Origin of the sequence: Maritalea porphyrae, assembly GCF_027213965.1 — a bacterium.
GTDB lineage: Bacteria > Pseudomonadota > Alphaproteobacteria > Rhizobiales > Devosiaceae > Maritalea > Maritalea porphyrae_A.
Window position 1 is genome coordinate 419166 of the sequence record NZ_JAPWGX010000002.1, and the last position, 25775, is coordinate 444940.

The 25775-nt window shown below is 50.6% G+C and carries 22 protein-coding genes and 1 pseudogene; 7 read left to right on the forward strand and 16 right to left on the reverse strand.

All coding sequences use genetic code 11. The features are described 5' to 3' along the window. Nucleotides 1–42 precede the first annotated feature (42 nt). The 3 genes from O4H47_RS06800 to cpaB all read right to left on the reverse strand — a co-directional run bounded on the left by O4H47_RS06800 (nt 43) and on the right by cpaB (nt 2991). A complete protein-coding gene (locus O4H47_RS06800) occupies nt 43–282 on the reverse strand; it encodes a hypothetical protein (RefSeq protein WP_269393201.1) in 240 nt (79 codons plus the stop codon). Then, nucleotides 279–1682 (reverse strand): type II and III secretion system protein family protein, encoded by a 1404-nt coding sequence (locus tag O4H47_RS06805; protein ID WP_269393202.1) that lies wholly within the window; start codon nt 1680–1682, stop codon nt 279–281. The genes O4H47_RS06800 and O4H47_RS06805 overlap by 4 nt, the downstream gene beginning before the upstream one ends. 148 nt (nt 1683–1830) lie before the next feature. Next, nucleotides 1831–2991 (reverse strand): Flp pilus assembly protein CpaB, encoded by a 1161-nt coding sequence (gene cpaB / locus O4H47_RS06810; protein WP_269393203.1) that lies wholly within the window; start codon nt 2989–2991, stop codon nt 1831–1833. A 329-nt stretch (nt 2992–3320) separates the two neighbouring features. Between cpaB and O4H47_RS06815 the strand changes: the two genes are divergently transcribed. Next, nucleotides 3321–4946: a tetratricopeptide repeat-containing diguanylate cyclase gene (locus tag O4H47_RS06815; RefSeq protein ID WP_269393204.1), complete on the forward strand. Its 1626-nt coding sequence runs from the start codon at nt 3321–3323 to the stop codon at nt 4944–4946. A gap of 32 nt (nt 4947–4978) precedes the next feature. Here O4H47_RS06815 and O4H47_RS06820 read toward each other — a convergent pair. From O4H47_RS06820 to O4H47_RS06835, 4 genes and pseudogenes are all read right to left on the reverse strand, one after another. Continuing rightward, a pseudogene (locus tag O4H47_RS06820) lies at nt 4979–5860 on the reverse strand (NAD(P)-dependent oxidoreductase); the annotation flags it as partial. Nucleotides 5861–6012: 152 nt separating this feature from the next. Then, complete coding sequence (locus O4H47_RS06825; RefSeq protein WP_269393206.1) at nt 6013–7437, reverse strand: M16 family metallopeptidase; 1425 nt, start codon at nt 7435–7437, stop codon at nt 6013–6015. Beyond that, nucleotides 7403–8692, reverse strand: coding sequence for a M16 family metallopeptidase (locus tag O4H47_RS06830; protein ID WP_269393207.1), 1290 nt, complete (start codon nt 8690–8692; stop codon nt 7403–7405). Before O4H47_RS06830 ends, O4H47_RS06825 begins: the two co-directional genes overlap by 35 nt. 131 nt (nt 8693–8823) lie before the next feature. After that, nucleotides 8824–10200 carry a CoA transferase gene (locus O4H47_RS06835; protein ID WP_269393208.1) on the reverse strand — a complete coding sequence of 459 codons (1377 nt, stop codon included), beginning with the start codon at nt 10198–10200 and terminating at the stop codon, nt 8824–8826. 75 nt (nt 10201–10275) lie between these two features. On the opposite strand from O4H47_RS06835, the gene O4H47_RS06840 reads away from it, so the two are divergent. Then, nucleotides 10276–11445: a citrate synthase family protein gene (locus O4H47_RS06840; RefSeq protein WP_269393209.1), complete on the forward strand. Its 1170-nt coding sequence runs from the start codon at nt 10276–10278 to the stop codon at nt 11443–11445. Here O4H47_RS06840 and O4H47_RS06845 read toward each other — a convergent pair. From O4H47_RS06845 to O4H47_RS06885, 9 genes are all read right to left on the reverse strand, one after another. Continuing rightward, complete coding sequence (locus O4H47_RS06845; RefSeq protein ID WP_269393210.1) at nt 11442–13109, reverse strand: sulfatase-like hydrolase/transferase; 1668 nt, start codon at nt 13107–13109, stop codon at nt 11442–11444. The genes O4H47_RS06840 and O4H47_RS06845 overlap by 4 nt on opposite strands. A gap of 10 nt (nt 13110–13119) precedes the next feature. Further along, nucleotides 13120–14631 (reverse strand): tripartite tricarboxylate transporter permease, encoded by a 1512-nt coding sequence (locus O4H47_RS06850; RefSeq protein ID WP_269393211.1) that lies wholly within the window; start codon nt 14629–14631, stop codon nt 13120–13122. A gap of 15 nt (nt 14632–14646) precedes the next feature. Next, nucleotides 14647–15072, reverse strand: coding sequence for a tripartite tricarboxylate transporter TctB family protein (locus O4H47_RS06855; protein ID WP_269393212.1), 426 nt, complete (start codon nt 15070–15072; stop codon nt 14647–14649). 50 nt (nt 15073–15122) lie between these two features. Then, nucleotides 15123–16061 (reverse strand): tripartite tricarboxylate transporter substrate binding protein, encoded by a 939-nt coding sequence (locus tag O4H47_RS06860; protein WP_269393213.1) that lies wholly within the window; start codon nt 16059–16061, stop codon nt 15123–15125. Between the two features lie 74 nt (nt 16062–16135). After that, on the reverse strand, nt 16136–16654 hold the full coding sequence (locus O4H47_RS06865; RefSeq protein WP_269393214.1) for a MarR family winged helix-turn-helix transcriptional regulator: 519 nt from the start codon (nt 16652–16654) through the stop codon (nt 16136–16138). A gap of 161 nt (nt 16655–16815) precedes the next feature. After that, the gene (locus O4H47_RS06870; protein WP_269393215.1) at nt 16816–18024 is read right to left on the reverse strand and encodes a TsoY family (seleno)protein; all 1209 of its coding nucleotides are present in this window, start codon (nt 18022–18024) and stop codon (nt 16816–16818) included. A gap of 143 nt (nt 18025–18167) precedes the next feature. Continuing rightward, nucleotides 18168–18788, reverse strand: coding sequence for a TIGR02466 family protein (locus O4H47_RS06875; RefSeq protein WP_269393216.1), 621 nt, complete (start codon nt 18786–18788; stop codon nt 18168–18170). Nucleotides 18789–18850: 62 nt separating this feature from the next. Continuing rightward, nucleotides 18851–19303, reverse strand: a complete 453-nt coding sequence (locus tag O4H47_RS06880; RefSeq protein ID WP_269393217.1) for a MaoC/PaaZ C-terminal domain-containing protein — start codon at nt 19301–19303, stop codon at nt 18851–18853. 11 nt (nt 19304–19314) lie between these two features. After that, nucleotides 19315–20208 (reverse strand): LysR family transcriptional regulator, encoded by an 894-nt coding sequence (locus tag O4H47_RS06885; protein WP_269393218.1) that lies wholly within the window; start codon nt 20206–20208, stop codon nt 19315–19317. Nucleotides 20209–20375: 167 nt separating this feature from the next. Here O4H47_RS06885 and O4H47_RS06890 point away from each other — a divergent pair, with 167 nt between their 5' ends. From O4H47_RS06890 to O4H47_RS06910, 5 genes are read left to right on the forward strand one after another with little or no spacing between them, the layout of a single operon-like run. Beyond that, nucleotides 20376–21875, forward strand: coding sequence for a CoA-acylating methylmalonate-semialdehyde dehydrogenase (locus O4H47_RS06890; protein WP_269393219.1), 1500 nt, complete (start codon nt 20376–20378; stop codon nt 21873–21875). A gap of 6 nt (nt 21876–21881) precedes the next feature. Next, nucleotides 21882–23021, forward strand: coding sequence for an acyl-CoA dehydrogenase family protein (locus O4H47_RS06895; protein WP_269393220.1), 1140 nt, complete (start codon nt 21882–21884; stop codon nt 23019–23021). 3 nt (nt 23022–23024) lie between these two features. Beyond that, nucleotides 23025–24056, forward strand: coding sequence for an enoyl-CoA hydratase/isomerase family protein (locus O4H47_RS06900; protein WP_269393221.1), 1032 nt, complete (start codon nt 23025–23027; stop codon nt 24054–24056). A 25-nt stretch (nt 24057–24081) separates the two neighbouring features. Beyond that, complete coding sequence (gene mmsB / locus O4H47_RS06905) at nt 24082–24966, forward strand: 3-hydroxyisobutyrate dehydrogenase (RefSeq protein WP_269393222.1); 885 nt, start codon at nt 24082–24084, stop codon at nt 24964–24966. Between the two features lie 34 nt (nt 24967–25000). Beyond that, nucleotides 25001–25771: an enoyl-CoA hydratase-related protein gene (locus O4H47_RS06910; RefSeq protein ID WP_269393223.1), complete on the forward strand. Its 771-nt coding sequence runs from the start codon at nt 25001–25003 to the stop codon at nt 25769–25771. Nucleotides 25772–25775 lie beyond the last annotated feature (4 nt).

A 25775-nucleotide genomic window follows, 5' to 3' on the forward strand; every position in this document is an offset into this window, starting at 1 on the left:
ACTTAATGAGAGCTTAAGCAGCGCCATCAGTTTTGTTCTTAACTACTCTTCTTCGTCTGGAACTACTTTGCCGTTTTTGCCTAAGCCGCCGACTAAATTTGCAGCTGATGAAGATGGATTTGTGGTGGATTGCTCAAGATTGGCGCGCACAGCATTTCCCGCATTATGTGCCACACGATCGGTGCGCTGGGCATAGTCGTATGAACAGCCAGCCAAAACAGAAAATGCACCAAAGGCAAGCGCCAAGACAGCCACATTTGCGATGTGTAAAAGCCTAATCATTGTCCGCTCTCCTCGCCCAAATCAATATCATAGCCGTAGGCGCCAACAACCCCTGCTCCGGCCCGAAATCCTTTGATCATTTTGGGTGTTACTTCTAGTTTGCCCAAGGCAAAAAACTCAAAATCATTTGCGGGCAAACTCGCATCCAGTGGCGATGCAAGAATTTGCCCCGGCACGGTGGGTTGTACAAGTCTTGGTGTTACAATAACCACCAGTTCCGTATCGTGCTTTTTGTACCCTGAGGATTTAAACAATGAGCCGATAACCGGCACGTCGCTTATCCAAGGCAGCTGATCTTGACTTAGGTTGGTGTTGTTTTGCAGCAGGCCTGCCACAGAGAAACTTTGCCCATCACGCAATTCCACCGTTGCATCAAGCGTGCGGGTGTTAAATATGGGATCGCCTGCGGTTGTGAAACTCCCAATGTTGCTGACTTCTGGCGTTAAGTGGATTTGAATTCTTCCCCCATCCAAAACCACCGGCGTAAAGACCAATCTGACCCCAAAATCTCGATATTCAAGCGTCGTAGAACCATCTGATGCGCGCACACGAATGGGCACTTGCCCCCCAGCCAAAAAGCTCGCTTTGATCCCAGATAGGGTTGTTAGATTTGGCTCCGCTAGCGTGCGCACCAATCGTTTTGTTTCAAGGGCATTGATTGTTGCATTTAGGCTGGTTCCGGTAGCGCCAGACAATACGGTCGCGACAAATGATGAAAATGACTTTGCGCCCGAAGATGGACTATCGGCGCTACTGCTTCCGATCGTTGCGGTTACACCACCAACCGAGCCACCCCATTGAACGCCAAGTTGGCGGCCCGCGTCCCGCTGCGCTTCAAGAATGCGCACTTCAAGATTGACTTGTCTGCCCCCGCTAATGGTCATGGTGTTTATCACCGCTGGGCTACCGTATTGATCAACGATTTCAAGGACTTTTTGCATCGAGTATTCATCCACGACGGAGCCTGAAAGCCGAATGCGACCATTGATCGTGTGAATTTTGACATCCGAATTGGGAATTGCAGCTCTGATGGAGCGGGACATATCGCCAACGTCAGCGCTGATCTCAACGGCCAGAAGTCCAACAGGCGTGCCATCTTCTGAAAACAAATTGACCGTTGTGGTACCGAATGACTTTGCGACCAAATAGAGCGATTTATCCGTGATTGGTTGAGCTTCAGCAATCAAGGGGTTGGCACTAACAATTTTTGTAACAGGTTCAGACACAACCACGGTTATCGCTTGGGAAACCGGCAGATTGATCCGCAAGACCGAGGTTGTGCTTAGATCATAGTTGACCGTTTGGGCCACTGACGAGGTCGCAACAGAACAAAAAATCGCCGTTAAAACTGCACAAAGAACCTTCAAGTGGCATTGCGCCAAGTATCGTGACATTTTCATACAAGTACCCGTACGATTTTGACTGTTGTTTCTTGCGATCAAATTTCGCTTCTCTACCGCATTTTCTATGTTTATTGCGCGATGCTATCACCGCAACATCAATAACGGCTTAACGGCCAAAGTCGCCAGTGACGATGCTTAAAGGCGGTCAATGTAGGGCGCTCGCACTGGCCGGTGGGTTCCAGAATGGGCTGGTTAGTCGAATGGTTTGATTGACACCGCTGCGGGCAAGGTCTCGACTTTGTGAAAAATCCACCATTGAGCGCAACACCAAAGCAAAGGTGCCAATGTTCGTTGCCCCAACGATAATTTCGGCCTCAGCGGGATCAAGTTCCAAGGTTGCTATGACCTGATCTTCCACCATTTCGGCATAGATCTCGTCTCTATCAACTTGGTCGCCGGTGGCCCCTAATTCGCCGACACGCGCGTTGAGGGCAAGCACCCTGATATTGCGTAATATTGTCTCTGAGACCTGACCTTGAGGCGCATCGCGTGTCAAGACAACGTCCACGCGGTCATTGGGCACGATGAAGCCGCCAGATGCCGCTTGCCCGGACACTGTGACAGATACACCACGCATACCTTTACTTATGAGGGCGGACAAATATCCACCAGTATCACGCGCTAGTTTTTGTTCACGAATGGGCTCCCCGGCAAAGAATTCGAACCGCGTTATTGTGCCCACCAGTCCATCGATAGCGCCTGGAACGTCCTCAAAGGTTATATAGTCATCACGCATAAGTTTTGTCGGCCACTCTTGCCACTCAACGTGATCCTTTGTGAAACGCTGCCCCATCTCAACAGTTTGTTTTGCCACCAGAATGCGGGGCAAGACCTCAACTATGGGTTCGCGAACAATTTCAATGGGAGTGGCAATCGCAACTTCTTCCTTGCCTTGCATGGACAAAAAAGCGGCAAGTCCACCCGCAAAAAGTGCCACCATAAGCAGGATCAAGCGTGCGGGTTTGAAACTGGAACGGTTTTGGCCTTTAAACCCCATGCCGCGCAAGATTTTGTTTTCCACTTCTGGTGCCAATTGCCAGTTCAATTCAGAACGCAATTTATCCATATTGCGCCGATCACCTTGTCGACGCTCAGGACCCTTATAATTTGGATCATTTCCTTGCCGACGGTCCCCCTTCCGGCGTTCCTGACCATCTGGTGCATCGGGTTGGCGTTCTTCAACATCGGGGACAGCCACAGGTTTTGGCGATGGCTCAGTTTCAACATCCGGCACGGCTTCCAATGATGGTTCTGCCACAAAATCTTCATCCATTTTGATCGGTGGGGTTAGAATACGTCTGTGCAAAACGCCCTCGCTGGTGTTAATGGTGGTGCCAATTGCGCGGCACGATTTCTCATCGAAGCAGTTTACGATAGAGAGTTCACTGGTTGGTATGAAAATTAGATAAAAACACGTACATCGCGACCACCACATTTTAACCACTGTGGCAAACATATTGAGCGGTGCTGGCAGGGGCTAACGCGTTGTTTTCCCCCAATTGGCAAAACAAAAACTGCTGCAAAGAGCCGCGTGTTTTACTTCGCACGCCCAGCCGCAATTTTGGCGACATACAGTTAACTAAGTTCAGGTAAACTCGGCCAACCCAATTTGAATTTGATGGACTTTGCTTCCAAATGACTTCGCGGATTGAAATTGAAGAACTGCTCCAGGATGCATTCCAGTACTATCTGGACGGCAATCCACAAATGGCGCTTCAATGCGACATGGACGCTCTTCGAATGGCGCAAGGTTTGGGCGACCCGCATCTAATCGCGCGTGCCAGCATTGAAGTTTCTCGTTCCTACCGTTGGTTGCACAAGCCGAAACAGGCCGTGGAGCATATTCACAATGCTCTCGCTCTTTTCAATCAGTTCAATGATCCCGCGCTTTTTGCCTATGCGTGCTTTATCCACGCTCGCGTGCTCATGCAGGTTGGCCTTTCCGATGATGCCTACAATGAATCCATGAAAGCGTGGGAGTGGGCTGAACAAAATGGCGACATCGAGCTGCAGGTGCGGGTTTTGGACGTCCAAGCCATTGTTTTTGTTATCGCTTCCAATCTTGAAAAAGCGGAGATCTTGCTCGACCGCGCTCAAGCTATCCAGGACGAACACAACTTCGCTTCCATGCGCGCAGTTTTGCCGCTGCATCGTGGTTTTTTTCATTCCCGCTCTGCGGACTTTGCGCTTGAGCAGAATGATGAGCAGGGTCACAAGGACCATTATCAAGTTGCATTAATGTGGACGGAACAAGCCGCTAAAGCGGCAAAGGAAAACGGGCAAACCTGGTACCAATTTGTGACGCTATGCAATGGGGCGGAATGCGCGGCCGTACATGGCGATTTTGATACAGCAGAGCAAATGCTAACTGAGGTTAGCAAGCTCCCACAAGGGTTGATGGACGTAGGAGCTGTGCACTATCTTTATACACGCAGCGAAGTTGCGAACAGGTCCGGTAACCACCAACTTGCCATATCTTATGGCCAAAAGGCTTTGGAGGCGGCGAAAGCAAATCCTGATGCGGATAATGTGATGAATGCGCATCGGCGCGTTGCCGAAGCATATGAAGCAGCGGGAGATTTTGAAGCCGCATTCGGTGCCTTCAAACTCTATCACAGTCACTTCAAAAAATCATTGGCGCGACGTGCTTATTGGCAAGATCGAATGGCGGAATACAAAAGCAATGTACGGGATATGCGCGATCAATTGAATCGCGCGAATGTGCATGCGGAGCAGATGACAAAAGAGGCCCACCAAGACGCACTAACCGGCCTGGCAAATAGACGCGCTTTTGATCAAGCCATGTTGCAGCTAGACGCAGATCGCAACACAGCCTACGCCTTGGCGATATTGGACCTTGATCACTTCAAGCAGATCAATGACGAATACTCTCATTTGGTGGGCGACGATGTGTTGCGCATAGTTGCAAATATCTTGCAAGAACATTGTCGTTCTACTGATTTGGTGGCGCGAATTGGTGGCGAGGAGTTTGCAATTTTGTTGCCTCTTGCCTCACTTGAAAACGCAATGATTATCTGTGAGCGCATTCGAAAACACATTGCTTCAAATGATTGGCAAGCACTTGAGGCAGACCTAAGTGTCACTGTTAGCGCGGGCATCGCAATGTCCCATGAAGGACGCAATACGCTGGATGTATTTGCTGTTGCGGATGCCCGCCTTTATCACGCCAAATCCAATGGCCGTGACAGGGTGGAAGCATATGCACTGCCCGCAAAGGGAAGTGATGTGAGTTGGGCCTAAGGCCCACCTAACAATGGTTGCGATGTTTTGACCTAATTGTCTCGGGTCAGTCTGCGCATAAGACTTGATGTATCCCATCGGTTGCCGCCCATTGATTGAATTTCTTTGTAGAACTGATCAACAAGTGCGGTGAGGGGCAGTGAGGCCCCATTTTGATCCGCTTCAGCCAAACACATGCCCAAATCTTTGCGCATCCAATCAACAGCAAAGCCAAATTCAAACTCGTCCTTGAGCATGGTCGCACCCCGGTTTTCCATCTGCCATGAGCCGGCTGCACCTTTAGAAATAACATCAAGTACAGCTTCACCATCTAGCCCTGCCTTTTGGGCAAAATTCATGCCTTCGGCGAGCCCTTGAACAACGCCAGCGATACAGATTTGATTGACCATTTTGGTTAGCTGACCAGCACCAGCTTCCCCCAGCAATTTGCATGAGCGGGCAAAAGCATCAATCACGGGGGCAACTTTGTCGAACGTGATCTGGTCGCCACCACACATCACGGTGAGCACTCCGTTTTGCGCGCCTGCCTCACCGCCAGAAACGGGTGCATCAATGAAGCCGATTTCACGCGTTTTTGCGTTGGCATAAAGCTCTCGGGCAACTGAAGCGCTGGCTGTGGTGTGATCAACGAAAATTGTGCCCGCATCCATTGAGCCAAACGCGCCGTTTTCGCCAATAGTAACGCTGCGCAAATCGTCGTCATTGCCAACGCAGGCAAAAACGATATCACACCCTTTTGCGGCTTGTGCCGGTGTGCTCGCCATTTCGCCGCCATGTTCTTTAACCCACGTTTCAGCCCGATGGGTGGTGCGGTTATATACCGTCACGCTATGTCCTGCTTTTTGCAAGTGACCCGCCATATGGCTGCCCATGACACCCAACCCAATCCATGCAATTTTGCTCATGATCCGTCTCCTTAGCCTAGGCTGGTTTTGCGCAACTGGTTCGCGATTTGAATTCGTTTTGTGCGGGGATCATTTCAAATTGGTTCTTTCAGAGCAAGTCTTGAAAAGGGGAAAGAGGGGGGCGAAACAAACATACTGTTCCGCCCGCCCTTGCAACACAGTTAGTTCAAACAGTTTTCGATGTCGTTGGCGGTTTGCACCAAACAAGCGCCAGGTTGCTCGATTGGTTTTGGGGTGACAATCAATTCAATGAATTGGTCAAACTTGGGGAACTTGCTGGCGATATGAATATTGACCTTTTCAGCGTCCAATGTTTTCAACTCTTGTGCAAGTGAAAGCAAGCGATCTGCTGAATAACCATCCAGCACACTTTCTGCGATCACATAGGTTACAACTGAAGCATGTGAGAGATTTACCTTCAGCCCATCGCTGAACATGGTTCGCAATGCGCCCGCTTCTTCTTCGGTGACACCTGTTTGCAAAAAGTCAGTATAAGTTGTCTTAACGAGATCACGAACGTCTTGCAGTTTTTCCGTTTCCACTTCGCCGCTTAGGGCGATAAAGCGATTTTTGCGCGTATACGCAGACAAGCCGGCACTAAATCCATATGTCGCCCGCAATTGCTGGCGCACGGCTTGGAACAAACGGCTTTGTTCGCCACCACCTAGAATGTGTGTTGCAACGATATCCTCATATTCACCGCCTTCGCTTGTCGGGGAAAGGGGGGCCAAATATGCAAGCGTCGTTTTTTCAATCGCGTCGTTTTGCACAATGATGGTTTTGGGCAAATAGGTTGCCTCAACTTCATAAGGGGCGACGGGTTCGCCCGCAGGCATGCCCGCAAACAATTCATCGACCCGCAGTTTTGCATCGTCACCTGAAATTTGACCCGCAACCGTAATCATGGCCGAAGAAGTGACGAATGTGCGCTTGTGCCAAGCAACAACGTCGTCTCGGGTGACGGTTTCCACAGGCTGATCACCCCCGTTTGAGTTGAACCGATAAGTTGCACTATTGCCAAACACCAGGCGACGCACCCCATCCCATCCTTGGTAGGCCGATTGGGTTTTTTCTTTAGCCACACGATCTGTGATGCCATCTTTGATCCGTTGCAGCCACCGCTCGTCAAAACGTGGGGCTACCAGAACCTTATTCGCAATGGCCACCGCTTCTTGAACTTGGTCATGGCGCACGGAGAGCCGCCCACGAACATGATCTGCAATGGCGTTGACTGAACCATCGGAAACAAGATCGCTGAACTGGGATTGAAGCTCTGCGGGGTCTAGGTCGGCTGCGCCACCTGCCAACATTAGCTGGGCACCAACCGCAGGGGCCAAGGCGTTGCGCTGCTCGTCCATTAGCCAGTCTGTTGGCCAAATAACATCAATGTTCACACGTTCTTCATTTGGCATTGGTGCAAAATAAAACTCAATCCCATTGGCGGTGGTCAGCGTTTCAACGCTGGTGGGCTGAGCGTTGGCGCCTTGGGTGCAGACCAACATAAGGGCAGCGGCAAACAGGTTGCGCAGGTTCATAACATTCTCCAACAATTTAAGATTTTGGGACCACAAAGCGGATTTCGGCATGGCCATCTCCAACCAGCTTCAACAGATGAGTGTTGATCTGTTCACGGGTCACTTTGCCAAGGTTTTCTAAAAACTCGTCGTATGATTGAGGTTCTTCTTCAAGCGACAAATAGTAAGGTACATCCGAATAAACGGCGTCAGAACGTTTGATGCTCGCGCCAAATTCATCTTGCGCCCGCTTTAGCAATTTATCAAACGTCTCTTGCGGAATGCCTTTCGTGGCAATCTCTTCAAGGTTCTCTTCAAAAGCTTGCAGCAAGTGCTCCAGATCTACTCCCCTGTCTGGCGAAGCGTAAAAGCTAATGGAGAAATATCCATCGTTTGGTTGATTGAGATCGATATCAAAATCGCGGGCAATGAAATCGTCATATCGCAAGGCTTTGGCCATGCCGCCTTCGCGCGTTGACTCCAAGATATCTTCCAAAATCATCAGCTCCAGTCCGAGCTGGGACGTGGCTTTGGGCAAGCCATTGGCCACGAATTTTTGAAAGACCAGTTCTTCTTCAGTCTGATCTTCAAGCGGCATTGTTTTGATGTTGCGCGCACTAGTGATGTTGAGTGGTGCAAGTTCATCACCTGCTTGTTGCGCCTGGTCAGAAGGGAATTCAGCTGCCACCAATTCACGCACCGCTGCAACTGGCAAATTGCCCATGATGACAAGTGTTGCATGCGCAGGTCTGTGGCTTAAGCCATGTAGTTTTATCGCATCGTCGATCGAAAACTGCTTGATGTCTTCTGGCAAACCCAACACATCGCGACCGTAAACGGTACCGCCAAAAAAGGCTGAGTTCATGTCGATATAAACAGGATATTGCGTGTTCTCGCGCACCCGATAATCGTACTCGCGCATGATGATGTCGCGTTCTTGCGCCATGAATTTGCGTTCGATCTCAAAAGGCATAAACACACGGTGCAGCTTTTGCAGCATATCGACGAACTCGGATTGTTCGCCATTCAACCAATAGGTGGTTTGTGTCAGTGTGGTGCTGGCGTTGGAGTGGCGCGATGGATCACCATGCTCCAGTCCCAGCGCATTCAGCCATGCCAAATGCTCGACGTAGTGGGCGAGCCCTTCGGCGTAAGGATTGTGCGCTTCACCCTGATTAAATATCAGCTGCGCCACCATACGATCGCGATCAGCATTATAGACATAATAGGCCCCTTTAAGGCCGTTTCCAGTGAGTTTTATGGGGGATTGTGCCTGGGCGGCAAAGGCAATCAGTCCCATTACGACCACTAGAAAAACTCTCAACATTTTTAATCTCGCAAAACATCACATGAAATATTGGAGCGAAATGAACATTAAAAATGCGATCAACGCAAGCCTTTCATGGCCTAAATTATTGATCAAAAAGACAAATATGGAGTAGTCACTAAAGAAACTACCTAGTTGATATCGCGCCAAACTGGTGATGCTGATCTCAATGGCCTAGCTGGCATGCTCCAATATTGCGGAATAGCCTCAATTCTAATCGCCGGTTCAAGTCGAAGCGCATCGCCTATGTTCGTCTGTTCAATTTCGGCGCAGAAATCGCTTGGTGTGGCTGGTGCAACCTGCCCACGCATTTCCAACTTCGCGGTTTGCGAGAGCAACCACCCGACACGGGCAAGCGAGGTGCGTACTGAAACGGCACGGTTTTGCTCAGTAGCCGATTTGATTGCCATAATTGCAGCCGCGGCGACCAAATAGCCTGTGGCATGATCTAAAGCTTGAACCGGCAATGGGAGTGGTTTTTGCGCATCGGCTGCCTTCATGCCAAAGGCTGCAATGCCAGCACTCATTTGCACAAGACTGTCAAAACCCCGTCGGTTTGCCCATGGTCCCGTCCAACCATAGGCATTGTGCGCCACGTCAATCAGCGCGGGATTGACTGTGCGCAACCTATCAATTGAAAGGTCCAATTTCGATAAGGCATCGCCGCGCAAGCCGTGGATAAGCACGTCTGCTTCTGCCACCAACGCCAAAAATATCTGTTTGTCAGACTTGTCCTGCAAATTTAGATGCGCGCAACGTTTGCCGATGGTCAGTTCCTCAAAAAGGGCTGGCTCATGCCAATGTTCAGGATCGATCCGCAACACATTCGCACCAAAACCGGCAAGTGCACGGGTGGCAACTGGCCCGGCGATCACCCTTGTTATGTCCAACACCTTCAAGCCATTTAGCGGCCTTTGTGGGTCGCCAATCGAAAAACGCCCCCGCGCTTTTTCAGGCCCGATCGACCAATCTAGTAGAGGTTCTTGGCGCACGGCATGGCCCTGCGGATGCACTGCCCAATCCTCCAATGATCGCATTTGCGCTGCACAACCGCCCGCTGTCACAATCGCGGTTTCCAGCGCTTGCCCTTCACACGTGCTTACAGCGTTGGCGACCATGTCCCGGTTTTCAGGCACTTGTAAAACCTTTAGTGCAGCGGCTTTATGGTGGGGTGCGTTGGTGTGCAGTCGGATCCAGCCATTCGCACATCGGTAGTCGCCAGCAATTTGGTCCCAACCTGTTGGTCTTGATCCGTCTATCAAGTGAAGGCTGCGGTCGAACCAAAGAGAGGCAAGACGTTGATCGATCTCTAATGTGGGAGTCATTGCCGGATATTGGCATGACAAAAGAGACCTCAACGCCTCGCCTAACGCCAAAAAGGACGATGCCGCGAGGCCGGAAACATCAAAAAAACTGGGATAATGTTGTTGATTGACAATCTGTTTTGCAGCTGTTTCTGGGTCGATATCAAGGTGCAGGCTCTTCAACATCTCTGGCAAAAATGACATGCGCGGTTTCCCTTTCGTTGACATCCACAAAATCAAGGCTTTACGATCTGGTCAATCTTGATCAAGATAATCAATATGAAAAACTACAAAGATATCTTGCAATATTCAATGGACGCCGGGGCGGTGTGCGCCCAACTGGGAATCTCTGCAGATACGCTATATGCCTATGTTAGTCGTGGACTTATCCGTAAAATTGCCCACCCGCAGGATGGTCGGCGGAACCTATATCATAGCGGCGATTTTGACCGGCTAATTAGCAGAAAGAAAAGTGGTCGGTCGCGGGCCGCTGTTGCCGCATCCACCATTAGTTGGGGCGAGCCTGTTCTCAAATCTTCAATTACCGAAATCCGGGATCAAAAATTGTTCTACCGCGGGCAAAATGCTGTGGCATTGTCACAGTCGCATGGGTTCATTGGCGTCTTTGAAATTCTGATGGGCGAGAAGTTTCGCGGCGCCGAACCTAACATCAACTTAAGTGCGCTCTTGGGGCCAAAAAGTTGCTCGCCAATCCATCGCTTGATGATGATGTTGACGCTTGAAGCGAGCACCATTGGCTCAAGTGGCGGCACTCAAACCGCCCGGCGCCTGCTGCGACAAGCGGGTTTGGTGATCGCGGGCTGTGCCGACGATCAGCCGAAGTTATCGTTAGAAACACTATTGGCAAACTCATTGTCCGCACACCCAACTGCGCCAGATATTATTCGTCGGGCTTTGATCCTTTGTGCGGACCATGAGTTGAATGCTTCGGCTTATGCGGCGCGGGTTGCCGCTTCTGCCAAAGCAAACCTGCCTGCCGCATTATTGGCGGGCGTTGCAACCCTTTCGGGCGACGCGCATGGTGGGATGACAAATCTGGCCAAAGCGTGGAAATCTGAGGCACACATGGCTCTTACAAGTGGCCGTGCGCTGCCAACCCCTGGCAATGGCAAACCACCGCCCGGCTTCGGCCACCCGTTTTATCCCAACGGAGACCCACGCGCGCTTGAATTGGTTAAGGCATGCGACTTCCCACAAAACTGGGTGCAGATTATTGACGTTGTGCACAAGCAAACCGGCTTTTCACCAACCTTGGATTTTGGTCTGGCGTTGGTGGAAGAGCATCTTGACTTGCCCGAAGGTAGTGGGCTGGGCATCTTTGCATTGGGGCGGATGGCCGGATGGATGGCGCATATTTTTGAACAACGTAAAAAGGGCAAACTCATTCGACCCCGCGCAATTTTTTCCGGGCAGCGAAACGAAGGTTAGTTCCCGGGCTTTGATTTGACGGGGCCTTTGATTTTGGTAAGCGCCTCATCGGGCACTTCAGAGCCATCGTAAAGCCCTAAAAATATCCCTTTGCCCAACCCTTTGCCGCGCATATTTTCAATTTGTTGATCCGAGATTGATGTGCGTTGTGATTGGCGACGGGCCCATTTACCCAAGCGGTCATACATCATTTCAATCACATGCTGATGGTCTTGGCTTTCGCCCAAATCGTGCAACTCGTTAGGGTCGTTTTGTAGATCAAACAACATTGGCCTTAGCCCGCCTTCGGCATGCACAAATTTCCAGTGTTTGTCCGCCACCATCATCAAGCGGCAGTCGCTTGGTTTCAGGCCCAATTTGACGGCTGCATTTGAGGTTGAGTAGTCATATTCGCTGACCGCGAATTCGCGCCAACCATCTTGTGGTTTGCCGTGTAGGAATGATGTTAATGAACGGCCTTCAAGAATATGGTTTGGTATATCTGCGCCCAAGGTTTGCATAAAAGTGGGCACTAAATCGATAGCTTCCACTAGTTCATCGCAAACGCTTCCGCGGGATGTATCTGCTGCCGAACTTGGGTCAAAAATGATCATTGGCACTTTGACGGAACACTCGTGGAACAGGTCCTTTTCGCCCAACCAATGGTCACCCAAATAGTCCCCATGATCTGAAGTGATCACGATCATGGTTTCATCCATTTGGCCCGTGTCTTCTAAGTAGGCAAACAAGCGGCCCATTTGATCGTCACACTGCTTGATGAGGCCCATATAGGCCGGAATTACCTTTTGACGCACGTCTTCGCGTGAGAAGGATTGGCCGATTTGATTATCCATATAGGCTTGATAAACCGGGTGCGGATTTTGCTTTTCAACATCGCTTTTGTTGGCGGGCATGACGTGTCGCCCATCATACATAGCGTGGTACGGCTCTGGCACAATATAGGGCCAATGCGGCTTAATATAGGACACATGGCACAGCCAGCGCTTAGCGCTATTTTTGCGCCCTTCGATGAATTTGATCGTCTCGCTTGTCAGCCAAGGTGTCTCTGAATCCGGCTCGTCAATGTTGGCGGGCAAATCTGCATTGTGCATCAGCCAGCCAGACGCGATATCACCGTCTGCATCGGCGGCGGCATTTGCGAAGTCGTGCCATGGGTTTTCGCCCGCATAACCTTTTGATTTTAAATACTCATTATAGGGCGAGCGCTTGTTGTCGTAAAATCCTTCATTCCCTTGGGCCCATAATCCATCGTCGCGCACCACCACATCAAATCCACATTCTGACTGGCGTGCACCGATGATACTATCCGGGGTGATGCCGAGCCGCTCGAGCCCTTGCACATCGGCCTGCATGTGGGTTTTGCCGATCAAAAAGCAATCCACCCCCGCCGCCCGCAAATGATCACCCATGGTGAATTCACCCACCCGAAGGGGAAAATTGTTGCGCTGCGCACCGTGCGAATGCACATAGCGACCTGTGTAATAGCTCATGCGCGAAGAGCCACAAATCGGCGACTGCACATAAGCGCGGGTAAACCGCACGCCATTTGCAGCGAGCCGGTCCATATGTGGCGTTTTAAGGTGCGGGTGGCCTTGGCAACTCAGATAGTCAAACCGCAATTGGTCAAACATAATAAAGAGGATGTTTTTTGCTTTTTTGGTCATAATTCTCTCTTTATGCCTGCGAATTTGTTGACTGATTTCGACCCCGGATCCCGAGCCACCAAATTGAAATGGCAGAGAGCACCAGCAGTGCAAGAGCAAGTGGGTAATGGGTTAGGCCCATTAAGTTGCCATCTAGTAGCACAAGTGTTTGGGATAAGGAGATTTCAAATCTCGGCCCCAAAAAGAAGGCGATGATGAAGATGACGGTGGAGAATCCAAACATGTTCATCAAGAAGCCAAACCCCGCAAAAATCAACATGATCGCGACACCAAACAGACCGCCCGTCGAAAGGGATACACCAACGATGCATAGCAAGATAGCGGCGGAGAATATAACAGATTCAGGCGCGGTCACCACTCGGCTCCACAAGCGAAGGCCAAATTGGCCAAGGATTAGGTTGGCGACATTTGCCATCACCATGGCCCCAAAAAGTCCGTAAACAAGACGCCCCTGTTGTTCGAACAATAAAGGCCCGGGCTGAATGCCGTGAATTACAAAGGCGCTGATGATGAGTGCGGCGCCAACACTGCCGGGTATCCCTAGCGTAAGCAGCGGGATGAGGTTTGCACCCATCACTGCCGAGTTTGCGCTTTCAGCAGCCGCTATCCCGTGCAAATTGCCTTTGCCAAAGCTTTCTGGGTCTTTGGATGATTGCTTGGTCGCGGCGTAAGACATGAAAGCTGCAGCCGTTGAACCAATGCCGGGCAATGCCCCCAACACCGTGCCAATCGCTGCCCCGCGCAACATGGTAATTCGGCAGCTCCAATATTCAGCCCAACTGATGCGCCTATCTTCTTTTGATTGGCTCGCGTCATAATCAATCGCTGGTCGCACCGTGCCGGTATTGGAGGCCAATCGGCGCAATACTTCAGAAATGGCGAGCATGCCAATCGCAACAGAGGCTAGCGGCAGTCCATCATAAAGTTCAAACCAGCCAAAATAAAATCGGGGGGTTGAATGCTCCGGGTCAAGGCCGACCGTTGCGCACAGAAGGCCCAGTGCTGCTGCAATGATGCCTTTGGGTACAGATTTTCCGATCAGCCCGGCGATCACTGAAAAGGCAAAAATCATCAAGGCGAAAATTTCAACAGGACCCATTTTGAGCGCGAAAATTGCGAGCGGTGCGGCCACCGTGATCAATACGATATCGCTGATCGTATCGCCTGTGACGGAGGCATAGAGCGCCATTTTGGTGGCTTTTTGGGGCTTGCCTTGTTTGGCCAATGGATAACCATCAAGCGCCGTTGCTGCAGCATCTGGAGTGCCCGGCGTATTGATTAGAACGGCAGGAATGGCACCGCCAACAAGCCCGCCTTTGTTGATGCCGACCAAAAAGGCGATTGCGGGCAATGGGTCTATGATGAAGGTAAAGGGTATTGCGATGGCCATGGCCATTACCGGCCCGATACCGGGGATTGCACCAACTAATTGCCCCAACGCGACCCCAGCAAGCACAAACAAAAGGTTATGCAAGGTAAAGGCATCAGCGAAGCCGGCTAGAATGATATTTAAATCAACCATTTGAGCGCTCTCTCATCAGGGCAAAGGCCGTGACAGCAAAATTTCGATGAACAACCAAATGGCAGCTGGAACAAGCACTGCCCCAGTGAACAACCAGAACCAACGGCGCTCTCCGAGCAACAGCATAATCGCCAATGCTAATAGAGGTGCGACCAAGAGGTAGCCAAAATGGGCAATGGCAAACAGACCCAAAACGATGAGCACGAAATAAGTAACGGCTTTGCCAAAAAGCAAAAAATTTATCCCTGCTGGTTCGCTTGGCACGCCTGCGAGCGCGCTGCCCGCAAAGATCAGAATCCACGCCAAAATGTCCGGCAATGTCTTTGGTCGCATCCAGCCATAATCAACCGTCTCTGTTGCAAATGGGGTAAGCCAAAACAGCAAAACAAGCCCAAAAAAGATGCTGCAAAACCCGGCTACGCGATCAGATGTTATGCTCATCATGTCTGCCTTTTGAAGATGGAGCGCGCCGTGACGCGCTCCAATTGTGCCTATTTGAACAATACACCAACGCTGCCCAGACCATCGTTGAGCATTTTGGTTGTGCCATCGGGGCCAAGGTTTTGAACCGTTGTCAGCATGGCGTTTTCAACAATATCACGCACCTTATCCGCGTTCACCGCATTGGCGATGGCATTTGAGAGCGCGGTTTTTGCTTCTTTTGAAATGCCGCCAGGGGCTGCAAAGTAGAAATAGGGGTCAACATAGAGATCAAACCCCTGCTCCCGCAAAGTCAGGATATCTTTTGCGTAGGAGTGACGCCCATCGTTGGCGCTGGCCAACATCTTAATGTCACCTTTTTCTAAATATTGGATGTGGGTGCCCGCGTTGAACGACGCCATAACCTGCCCGCCCAAAATGAACTGCACCATTTCAGCAGAGCTTTTTGTCGAAATCAGCTTAAAGCCGGCGCCGGTTTGCGCATTGATGGCTTTTAAAATCAATTCTTGGGGTTTGGCGTCAAATGCCACGGGCACACCGCCATTGGCTTTTGAATATTCAACCAAAGAACTCATGTCGTTAAAGGGTGCATCTGCCTTGGCGATGATGGCCAATTGTGCCCGCGTCACCGTACCCAAATACTCAAAGCTGTCTAATTTGAACGGCAGTTGGTCACCACGTAGGATAAGATTGATCAGGATGGGCATGTTAACACCCAACGCGATCACTGTTCCGTCCGCTTTTTCATTCATCAACCCGGTAAACATGGCGACACCGCCACCGCCCGGCTTGTTCTGGGGCACGACGTTCCAACCGGTTTGCTCTTCCATCACCGATGCAACGACCCGGCCCAGCGTGTCAGTTTCGCCCCCTGCTCCAAAGCCGATTTGCAATTCGATCGGTCCTGAAGGGGTCCAATCGCTAGCGAAACCTGGCGCGACGGCCAAAGCTAGTCCAGCAATTGCACCCAAAATTGTCTTTCTCAACATATCAATTTCCTCCCATAAAACGCTACGATTTCGCGCAACGCACATCAAAATGAAGCGGGGAAATCGAATTCCGATTAACCCGCCTTTTGGGGCAATTCTTGGTTTGCCAGCAAAGACGCCTTAGCGATACGTTCTGCCATGTCCAGAAATTGTTCCCGCTCTTGAGGGGAGAGTGCGGCATCAATTGACGCGTGATAGTTCGCAACCATTGGCTGCACCCGATCAAAATATTCTTTGCCCGTTTCACTTAATGCAAAAATACGCGCGCGACGATCGAATGGTGCTTGATGCGATGTAATCAGGCCACGGCTTTCCAACTTACGCATGGCACGGCTAATTTGGCCTTGTTCCATGCCTGCAAAATCCACCAGATCTTTTTGGGTCGGGTTTTCGCTTTGTGAAATACACAAGCAGATGCGCCACTCAACAAGGCCAAGTTTGCCATTATCAGAAAGCAATGTGCTGATTTGTGATTTTAAGACACGCGCCAAACGCTGGGTCGCAACAGATAATAGGCTCGAGTGAACCGGTATCTTATCGCTGGCCAACAAGGAGTCTTTTTCAGACTGCCAAATGGTGCTGTTCTCGCTCATAGTCTCATCCCTCAGCTTCTATTTACATGACTTATCATTTAATGACAAGTCATGTAATCGCGATTTCAAAGGGACTTGTACCACTCATGGCGAGGGGCATCAATTTTTTGAAGTGCCAAAAAGGGGCCGCGCGCCCTCAGGTTGACGCGTAGCTGCCTCGTTTATTCGGCGGGTACAGGATTTGCTGTTTTGTTTGATGTGCCGAAGTGCCGGGCGTTCAGTGAGAACACCAAAACGATCATTGCCGCCTGCAAAATCAATGCAGGTGTTGTCAGAGACCAATAGGCTACGCCAAACTTGGCAATCAGGCCCGATGCGACAAGGCCTTTGTTAACGAAAAAGTGGATCATGACCGACAGAGCAACGCCCGGACAAATCAGCGCGTAAGATCCAGCTGACCGTTGGCCGTTGGACGACAAAAAGGTTTTCACATAGTTTTGTTTGCTCAAAACCAGCCAACCCAGGGCCGCGAACAATATTTGAACGGATAGGATTTGAGCAAGCAAAACCAATGTTTCAGCTTTTGCTGCATGCACATCAAAATGGACATGTAGTCCATGATTCATGCGCAGAATGGCGATACCTAGAACAGTCATGATGGGGACAACAACCATCAACGTGGGTGCCGCTTCGGGCGCTGTACCGTTCTGCAACATAGCATAAAAACCAAGAACCAGCGCCACAACTGAAACGATAAGCGCGGCCACCACGAAGAAGGTTGCCAGCACTATGGAAATGCCAACGATAATTGGATTTGCTGAAAGGGCGGCAGGCGCGGCAAGCCCAACAGCAACCATTGACAATGCAAAAGCTGGAAGTAGTTGCGCAAAAGAGTTGTTGGCCTTCAAGTCAAAGCCGCCTTTGACCAGTACACGGCCAAAAAACTTCGCCAATAATGAAAGAGCGTAGAGGCCGATCAACGAGAAAACGGCCAGTGCTGCTGGGAACAAATACTCAACAATCAACCAGAGTTTTGGCACAAATACGAGACCAATGATAAAGGCGACGTTGACCGACATTGCAAGAGTGAGCGGCACCGCTTTCAACTGCGTTTCACCGTTTGAGGCCAACAGCTTCGTATATGCCTCGGTCTTGCGGAACTGAGTGAGTTGCCCCAAGTTCCAGAACAAAAGACGATAGTGAAGGAATCCAAACACAGCGATTCCCATCATCCCAACCACAATAGCAATCTGCGTAGGTATGCTGCCCGATGTAAAGGCGCGTTGAATATCCTCAAAGATCGGGACAGGTTGACCGGGGTGCGGGATCCAGAACATTAAGTACATGAAAAATGTCACAACAAGACCACCAGCACCAACAGCGGCAAGAAAGTAGAGCGGCGAATAGCGCCCGTTCATCGTATTTGGCATATTTTGCATCCTCATTTAAATTAGAACATTAGAATATTCTTATGTATATGATTTGCAAGCAGCCAAACCTGCACAATGAATGTGCAAATTGTCGCAGAGGTACCGACAACGCTGTTTGCAAACTTGATGCTGACGCGGCTCAGCTAGCCCCAGCTGTAGTTGAAGCTGACGCTTATCCGCTCTTCTTCAGACATATTCATGGGCACCTCGTGGCGCAGCCAGCTTTCCCATAGCAAAATGTCACTCACATCTGGAGCAACGTAGATAAAGCTTCGCATTTCTTTACGGGCCTCAGGCTTGCGGGTAGGGGCAGCCATCATCATGGCGGAGCGAGGGTCTTCAAATTTGATCGCGCTCGCGCCTTTTGGCATGGCGATATAGGTTGTGCCACTGATCACGCTGTGAGGGTGAATGTGGGACGTGTGAATGCCACCTTCCGGCAGGATATTGATCCAAAGGCTGTCCAGTTGAAGTGCTTTTTCGCCCAAATCAAACTCTAAGTCTTTTGCAAATTCGGCGACGTGCTTGTTTAGAACTTCAACAAGATCTTTAAAAATCGGGAACCGCCACGGCAGATCGTCAAGCGAGGCGTAACTGGTGTAACCCGGATAACTATTATCCTCGCACCACTTCTGCCCCGCCTCATCGTCCTCGGCGATCGATAGACAGGTGGCTTCGAGTTCTTGCGCATTAACAGACGCGCCATGTTCGCTCAGCGCTGCATGATAAAGGCGGGTAACAAAAAGAGAATCAATTTTTGACATAGGTTCTTTTTAGCCCAGAGTGAGAGACAGGGCGAGAGGGGAAGCAAATTCTGGCTACTTGTCTATGCAGTCTTAGAGGGCACTAGGCAGGTCCAGATTTGGGTGGCGACAATTTCATCATTGTGGGTGGTTTTTGTGTCTAGGCGTATGCCGACATAACCACGTTCACCCTTGGTGGACGCTTTAAGCGACACCACCTCTGCGTCCACGTAAACTGCTTCGCCGGGGTAGACGGGCTTGGCAAATTTTAGCTCATCAATCCGCATACCAATCAAAGGATTATTGCCAAACGGTTTTTCCAACGCCATCAACCTCATGGTCGCAGATAGAGTCTGCCAACCCGACGCGATAATGGTGCCAAATGGGCCACTTTTGGATGCATCTTCATCGACATGGATGAACTGAGGATCATATTCGGACGCGAACTCATGCACCTTTTCAGCTGTTAATTCAAACGTGCCGGTTCTGATTTTTTCACCCAATTGAATGTCTTCAAAAAAACGTGCTTCGCTCATGTTTTCCTCGTTTATTTGTTGGTTGATTTGATGCGGGAGACAACGTCTTCGCTGATAAAATCAACAATGGTTCGAATGCGTGTCAAATGCGCAAAATCTTCGGGCACCGTTAGCCAGAGCTCACGTTCCAGCTCGATGGAATCGTCTAACACAGGCACCAATGTGTCGTAATTCTTGGCAATATAGTCTGGCAAAATGCACACGCCGGCCCCTGCCAATGCCATCTGTAATTGCACGTGCAAGCTTGTGGAGGTGAGGTGTGCTTTAAGGCTTGGATCAACGCTTGGAATATAGTCGAGCTCTTTGTCAAAGATCATATCTGGCACGTAACCGATACCACGGAGTTTAGCCAAATCCTTCTTTTGCTTGATCGGCTGGTTGCGCGCCACATAGTTGCGCTCGCCGTAAATATGCAATGGATAGTTCGCTAGTTTTTTGATTTTCACCCGCCCGGTTTGAGGTCGGGTGCCCGTAAGCACCAAATCCGCTTCGCGCTTGGACATAGAAAAAGAGCGCGGGATCGCTTGCAGTTGCACTTCAAGCCCTGGGTGCAAGCGACAAAGCTCAGCCGCACTTTCTGCTAAAAGAAACGAGGCAATGCCCACGTGGGTTGCAATGCGCACAGCGCCGGTGAGGCTGGTGGAAGCGCCTGCAACCTCGTCAAACACCCGCATGGCGTCGCTTTCAAGCTGCTCAGCAAGTGGCAACATTTTGTAGCCTTGATCCGCAAGGCTATAGCCTTGGGGCGAACGATGAAACAGCGGGACGCCCAAACTATCTTCCAATGCGGTGATCCGGCGCCCAACGGTGGCGTGGTCCACCCCCAGATAGGACCCCGCGCGCGACAGCGTGCCGTGACGGGCTACAGCGAGGAAAAATCGAAAATCGTCCCAGTTGTTTCTCATAAGACAATTATTGCCAGATATGCTAAACTTACACCAGTGCATAATTGCACAATGGTTTTGCTAGATTGGTTATTGATATTGCGTTTGCGCACAATATGATGCGCACCAAAGCTTTATTCTACGCGTGACTTAAGTTGCGCCTAGCGGCATCCAGGGAGGCGACCGCAATGAACGAGATTACCCACTTTATCAACGGCGAACATGTCAAAGGCACTTCGGGCCGCTTTGCTGAAGTTTACAACCCTGCAACGGGCAAAGTGCAAGCCAAAGTGCCGCTGGCCAGCAGAGCCGAACTTGACGCAGCCATTGCCAACGCTAAAGAAGCACAAATTGGCTGGGCGAAAGTTAACCCGCAAAAGCGCGGCCGGGTGATGATGAAGTTTGTTGAACTGCTTCATCGCGATATGGACAAATTGGCTGAAGCTTTGTCCCGCGAACACGGTAAAACACTTCCTGATGCAAAGGGCGATGTGATCCGCGGTTTGGAAGTGGCCGAATTTGCAATTGGCGCACCCCATTTCCTTAAAGGGGAATATAGCGCTGCGGCATCAACGGGCATTGATATCTATTCTATGCGTCAGCCGCTTGGCGTTGTTGCGGGCATTACCCCATTTAACTTCCCGGCGATGATCCCCATGTGGAAATTTTGCCCCGCGATTGCTGCGGGCAACACCTTTATCCTTAAGCCTTCAGAGCGCGATCCAAGTGTGCCGAACATGCTTGCAGAATTGATGCTCGAAGCGGGCGCACCAAAAGGCGTTTTGAATGTGGTGCATGGCGACAAAGAAGCTGTGGACGGCATTTTGGACCATGAAGACATCCATGCGATTGGCTTTGTCGGCTCTACCCCAATTGCTGAATATATCTATTCGCGCGGGACAGCGAACGGCAAACGGGTTCAGTGCTTTGGCGGCGCAAAAAACCATATGATCATTATGCCAGACGCGGATATGAACCAAGTGGTTGATGCGCTGGTTGGCGCAGGCTACGGCGCTGCTGGCGAACGCTGCATGGCCATTTCTGTGGCGGTGCCTGTTGGCAAAGAAACCGGTGACAAATTGGTTGCAGCACTCAAGGCACGTGTAGAGGCTTTGCGCGTTGGTCCTTACACTGATGGTGATGATGCAGATTTTGGTCCTTTGGTGACCAAAGAAGCGCAAGCTAAGGTAAAAGGCTTGGTTGATCAGGGCGTGCAAGAAGGCGCAGAGTTGGTTGTTGATGGCCGCGACTTTGTGGCCAAAGGTCATGAAGAGGGGTTCTTTGTTGGCCCTTGCCTGTTCGACAATGTGACCGAAGAAATGGAAATCTACAAACAAGAGATCTTTGGACCGGTCCTATGTGTTGCCAGAGTTGATGACTATGAAGCTGGTTTGAAACTGGCGATGGATCACGAGTATGGCAATGGCGTTGCGATATTCACTCGTGACGGCGACACGGCCCGTGATTTCACCTTCCGCATCAATGTGGGCATGGTTGGCGTGAATGTGCCCATTCCTGTGCCTTTGGCTTATTACACATTTGGCGGCTGGAAACGGTCTGGCTTTGGCGATTTGAACCAACATGGACCAGATGCATTCCGGTTCTATACCAAAACCAAAACAGTCACGTCACGTTGGCCTTCTGGCACCAAAGAAGGTGCGAGCTTCACCATTCCAACAATGGAGTAATCCAACATGGATTTTGCGCTAAGCGAAGAACAGTCAGCCATTTTTGAAATGGCGCGCGAGTTTTCAATGGAGAACATTGCGCCAAATGCGGTAGAATGGGATCAAGCCAAGCACTTCCCGCTTGATGTGATCAAAAAAACCGCTGAATTGGGCATGGCGGGCATTTATACACGCGACGATATCGGCGGGTCAGATTTGACCCGTCTTGATGCGGCCTTGATATTTGAAGCCTTGTCGCATGGCTGTCCTGCAACGGCGTCGTTCCTTTCTATCCACAATATGTGCTCTTGGATGATCGACACGTTTGGCTCTGAGGACATGCGCCAAAAATGGGGACCCAAGCTGACCAGCATGGAAACTGTGGCCAGCTATTGCTTGACGGAACCAGGCTCTGGCTCTGACGCTGCATCGTTAAAAACGACAGCAAAGCGCGACGGTGACACCTATGTTTTGAAGGGTACAAAGAGTTTCATTTCTGGTGGGGGCGTATCAGATCTTTACATCGTGATGGCACGAACTGGCGAACCTGGCCCTAAAGGCATTTCTGCCTTCCTTATGGAAAAGGGCACGCCCGGCCTTTCCTACGGCGCGAACGAAAAGAAAATGGGCTGGAACGTTCAACCAACCACTGAAGTGGTGATGGACGATGTAGTGATCCCTGCTGCGAACTTGTTGGGCAAGGAAGGCGACGGCTTTAAATATGCTATGAAAGGCCTTGATGGTGGTCGTTTGAACATTGCCGCCAGTGCATTGGGCGCAGCGCAAGCCGCACTTGATAAGACACTAAGCTACATGTCCGAACGTCAAGCCTTCGGCAAGTCCATCAACCAGTTTCAAGCTTTGCAGTTCCGCCTAGCGGACATGGAAATTGAGCTACAAGCCGCGCGGGTGTTTTTGTACAAAGCTGCCTGGACATATGACCAAGGTACGCCTGACGCCACCAAATATTGTGCGATGGCAAAACGCTTTGTCACCGACACAGCATTTGATGTGGCCAACCAAGCGCTGCAACTGCACGGCGGCTACGGTTATTTGGCCGACTATGGTATTGAGAAAATTGTGCGCGATTTGCGGGTGCACCAAATCCTTGAAGGCACCAATGAAATCATGCGCCTGATTGTTTCCCGCCAACTATTGAGTGAGTAATTGATGGACGATTTGATTGTTCAAATTCAGGGCAATGTTGGGGTAATCACCCTTAATCGCCCCAAAGCATTGAACGCATTGAGCCAAACCATGCTTGATGGCATTGCTGATGCGCTTGCAAATTGGGCCGACAACGATAGCGTGCGTTGTGTGCTAATTGAGGGCGAGGGTGAACGCGCGTTTTGTGCGGGTGGCGATATTCAAGCCATTTATGAAAATGGCCCAAAGGACCCCGATGGATCGCTCGAATTTTGGCGCGACGAATATAAATTGAACGCCATGATTGCGAACTATAAGAAACCATACATTGCATTGATGCATGGCTTTACAATGGGCGGCGGGGTTGGTGTTTCTGCACACGGCTCGCATCGAATCGTGACCGACGGCTCCGTCATTTCAATGCCAGAAGTGGGCATTGGGTTTTTGCCCGATGTTGGTGGCACTTGGCTGTTGCACAATGCCCCCAAAGGGGTTGGCGCTTACTACGGGATTTCGGGCGCGCGCATGGGGCCCGATGATGCGATCTTTTTGGGTTTTGCGGATGCCTATGTGCCGAACGGTAAATTTGCCACCATCAAAACCCGGTTGATTGCGGGCGAAGAGATTGATGCGATTTTAGCGGACGTGAGCGAAACGCCAAATGAAGGCGATGCGCGTTGGCACCAAAATGACATTGCCCGCTGGTTCGACGCCGATGGTTTTGATCAGGTAATGACCAACATTGAGGCGGATGGCAGCGAGTTCGCGCAAGGCGCTTTAAAGCTATTAAAACGGCAATGCCCTTTGAGCGTAAAATCAACCTTTCATGCCCTGCGCGAAGTCAAGAAGTACACCTGTGTTGAGCAAAGCTTGCAGCTTGAGTTTCGATTTTGCGCGTGGAGCCTTCGTGGCAAAAACTTCTACGAAGGCATCCGCGCCGCGGTGATCGATAAGGACCGCAACCCAAAATGGGAACCGGCGACACTTGCCGAAGTTACCGACAAGATGGTGCAAGATATGTTCGCCCCCTTGGGCGACAAAGAATTGGTCTTTTAAGACCGAATAATTAGGGAGTGGGAACATGAACGTTGCATTTATTGGCCTTGGCAACATGGGCGGCCCAATGGCCATCAATTTGGTCAAAGAAGGCCACACTGTTTTAGGTTTTGACTTAATGGCAGAGAATGCCGCAAAGGCCAAAGAAGGTGGCGTCAACTTGTCGACAAGTGCTGAAGAAGCTGTGTCGAACGCTGATGCGGTTGTGACCATGCTGCCAAATGGAAAAATCGTTCTTTCCGTGTTCGACCAGCTCTTAAACCACGCGCCAAAGGGCGCTGTGTTTGTTGATTGCTCCACCATTGATGTGGCAAGCGCGCGAGAAGCCCACAAAAAGGCTCAGGACGCTGGTATGCTGAGTTTGGACGCACCTGTTTCTGGCGGTGTCGGTGGCGCAGCTGGCGGCACCTTAACCTTTATGGTTGGCGGCAGCGACGCAGCTTTTGACAAGGCCAAGCCCCTTTTTGACATTATGGGCCAAAAGGCCGTGCACTGCGGGGCAGATGGTGCGGGGCAAGCGGCGAAAATCTGCAACAATATGCTATTGGGCATTTCGATGATCGGTGCGTCTGAAGCCTTTAATCTGGCCGATGCGCTTGGTCTCGATAAATCCGCATTATTTGATGTTATTTCCACATCAAGTGGCTCTTGCTGGTCGGTCAACACCTACTGTCCAGTACCTGGAGTTGGGCCGCAAAGCCCTGCAGATAATGGATATTTACCTGGTTTTGACGCGACGCTGATGCTCAAAGATCTAAAACTATCTCAAGACGCTGCCGAACAATCAGGGGCAACCACCCCCCTTGGCGAACACGCCACAAAGTTGTATGACGCATTCGTAGAAAAGAACGGCGTGGGGCATGACTTTTCTGGAATTATAAATGAATTGAAGGGGCAAAAGCGCTCCTAGAGACAATTTCGCCCTAGATAAAAGGCTGTTCAATATGACACAAACCATTTTGGTCGAAAAGCTCGACCGCGTTGTGCACATCACCCTCAATCGACCCGAAGCGTTAAACGCTTTAAACCTTGCTGTGATGGACGAGGTAACCGCTACCCTTAAACAATATGACGCTGACCCCGAAGTTGGCTGCTTTGTGATCTCGGGCGCGCCTAAAGCATTTGCTGCGGGTGCTGACATCAAAGAAATGCAAACTCAGACTTATACCGATATGGCAAAAGCCAATTGGTTTGCGGGCTGGGACAAGTTAGTTCGCACACGCACACCAATTTTAGCGGCAGTTAATGGCTATGCATTGGGCGGTGGCTGTGAATTGGCGATGATGTGTGACGTTGTTTACGCTGGCGATCGGGCGAAATTTGGGCAACCGGAAATCAAGCTTGGCGTGATCCCGGGCATGGGTGGATCGCAACGTTTGACCAAACTAGTGGGCAAATCCAAGGCTATGGACATGGTTCTAACAGGCCGGATGATGGACGCTGAAGAGGCCGAACGCTCTGGCTTAGCTGCTCGGGTATTCCCAGCGGACGAATTGGTGGAACAAGTTCTAAATATTGCAGCAGAAATCGCTGGGTTTGGCAAGTTGGCCACTCAAACTGCAAAAGAAGCGGTAAACCAAGCCGAAGAGATGGGCATTAGCCAAGGCGTATTGTTTGAGCGCCGCACCTTCCACGCGTTGTTTGCAACCGCAGATCAAAAAGAGGGCATGGCGGCTTTTGCCGACAAGCGTGCCCCGGACTTTAAAGGCGAATAGGACT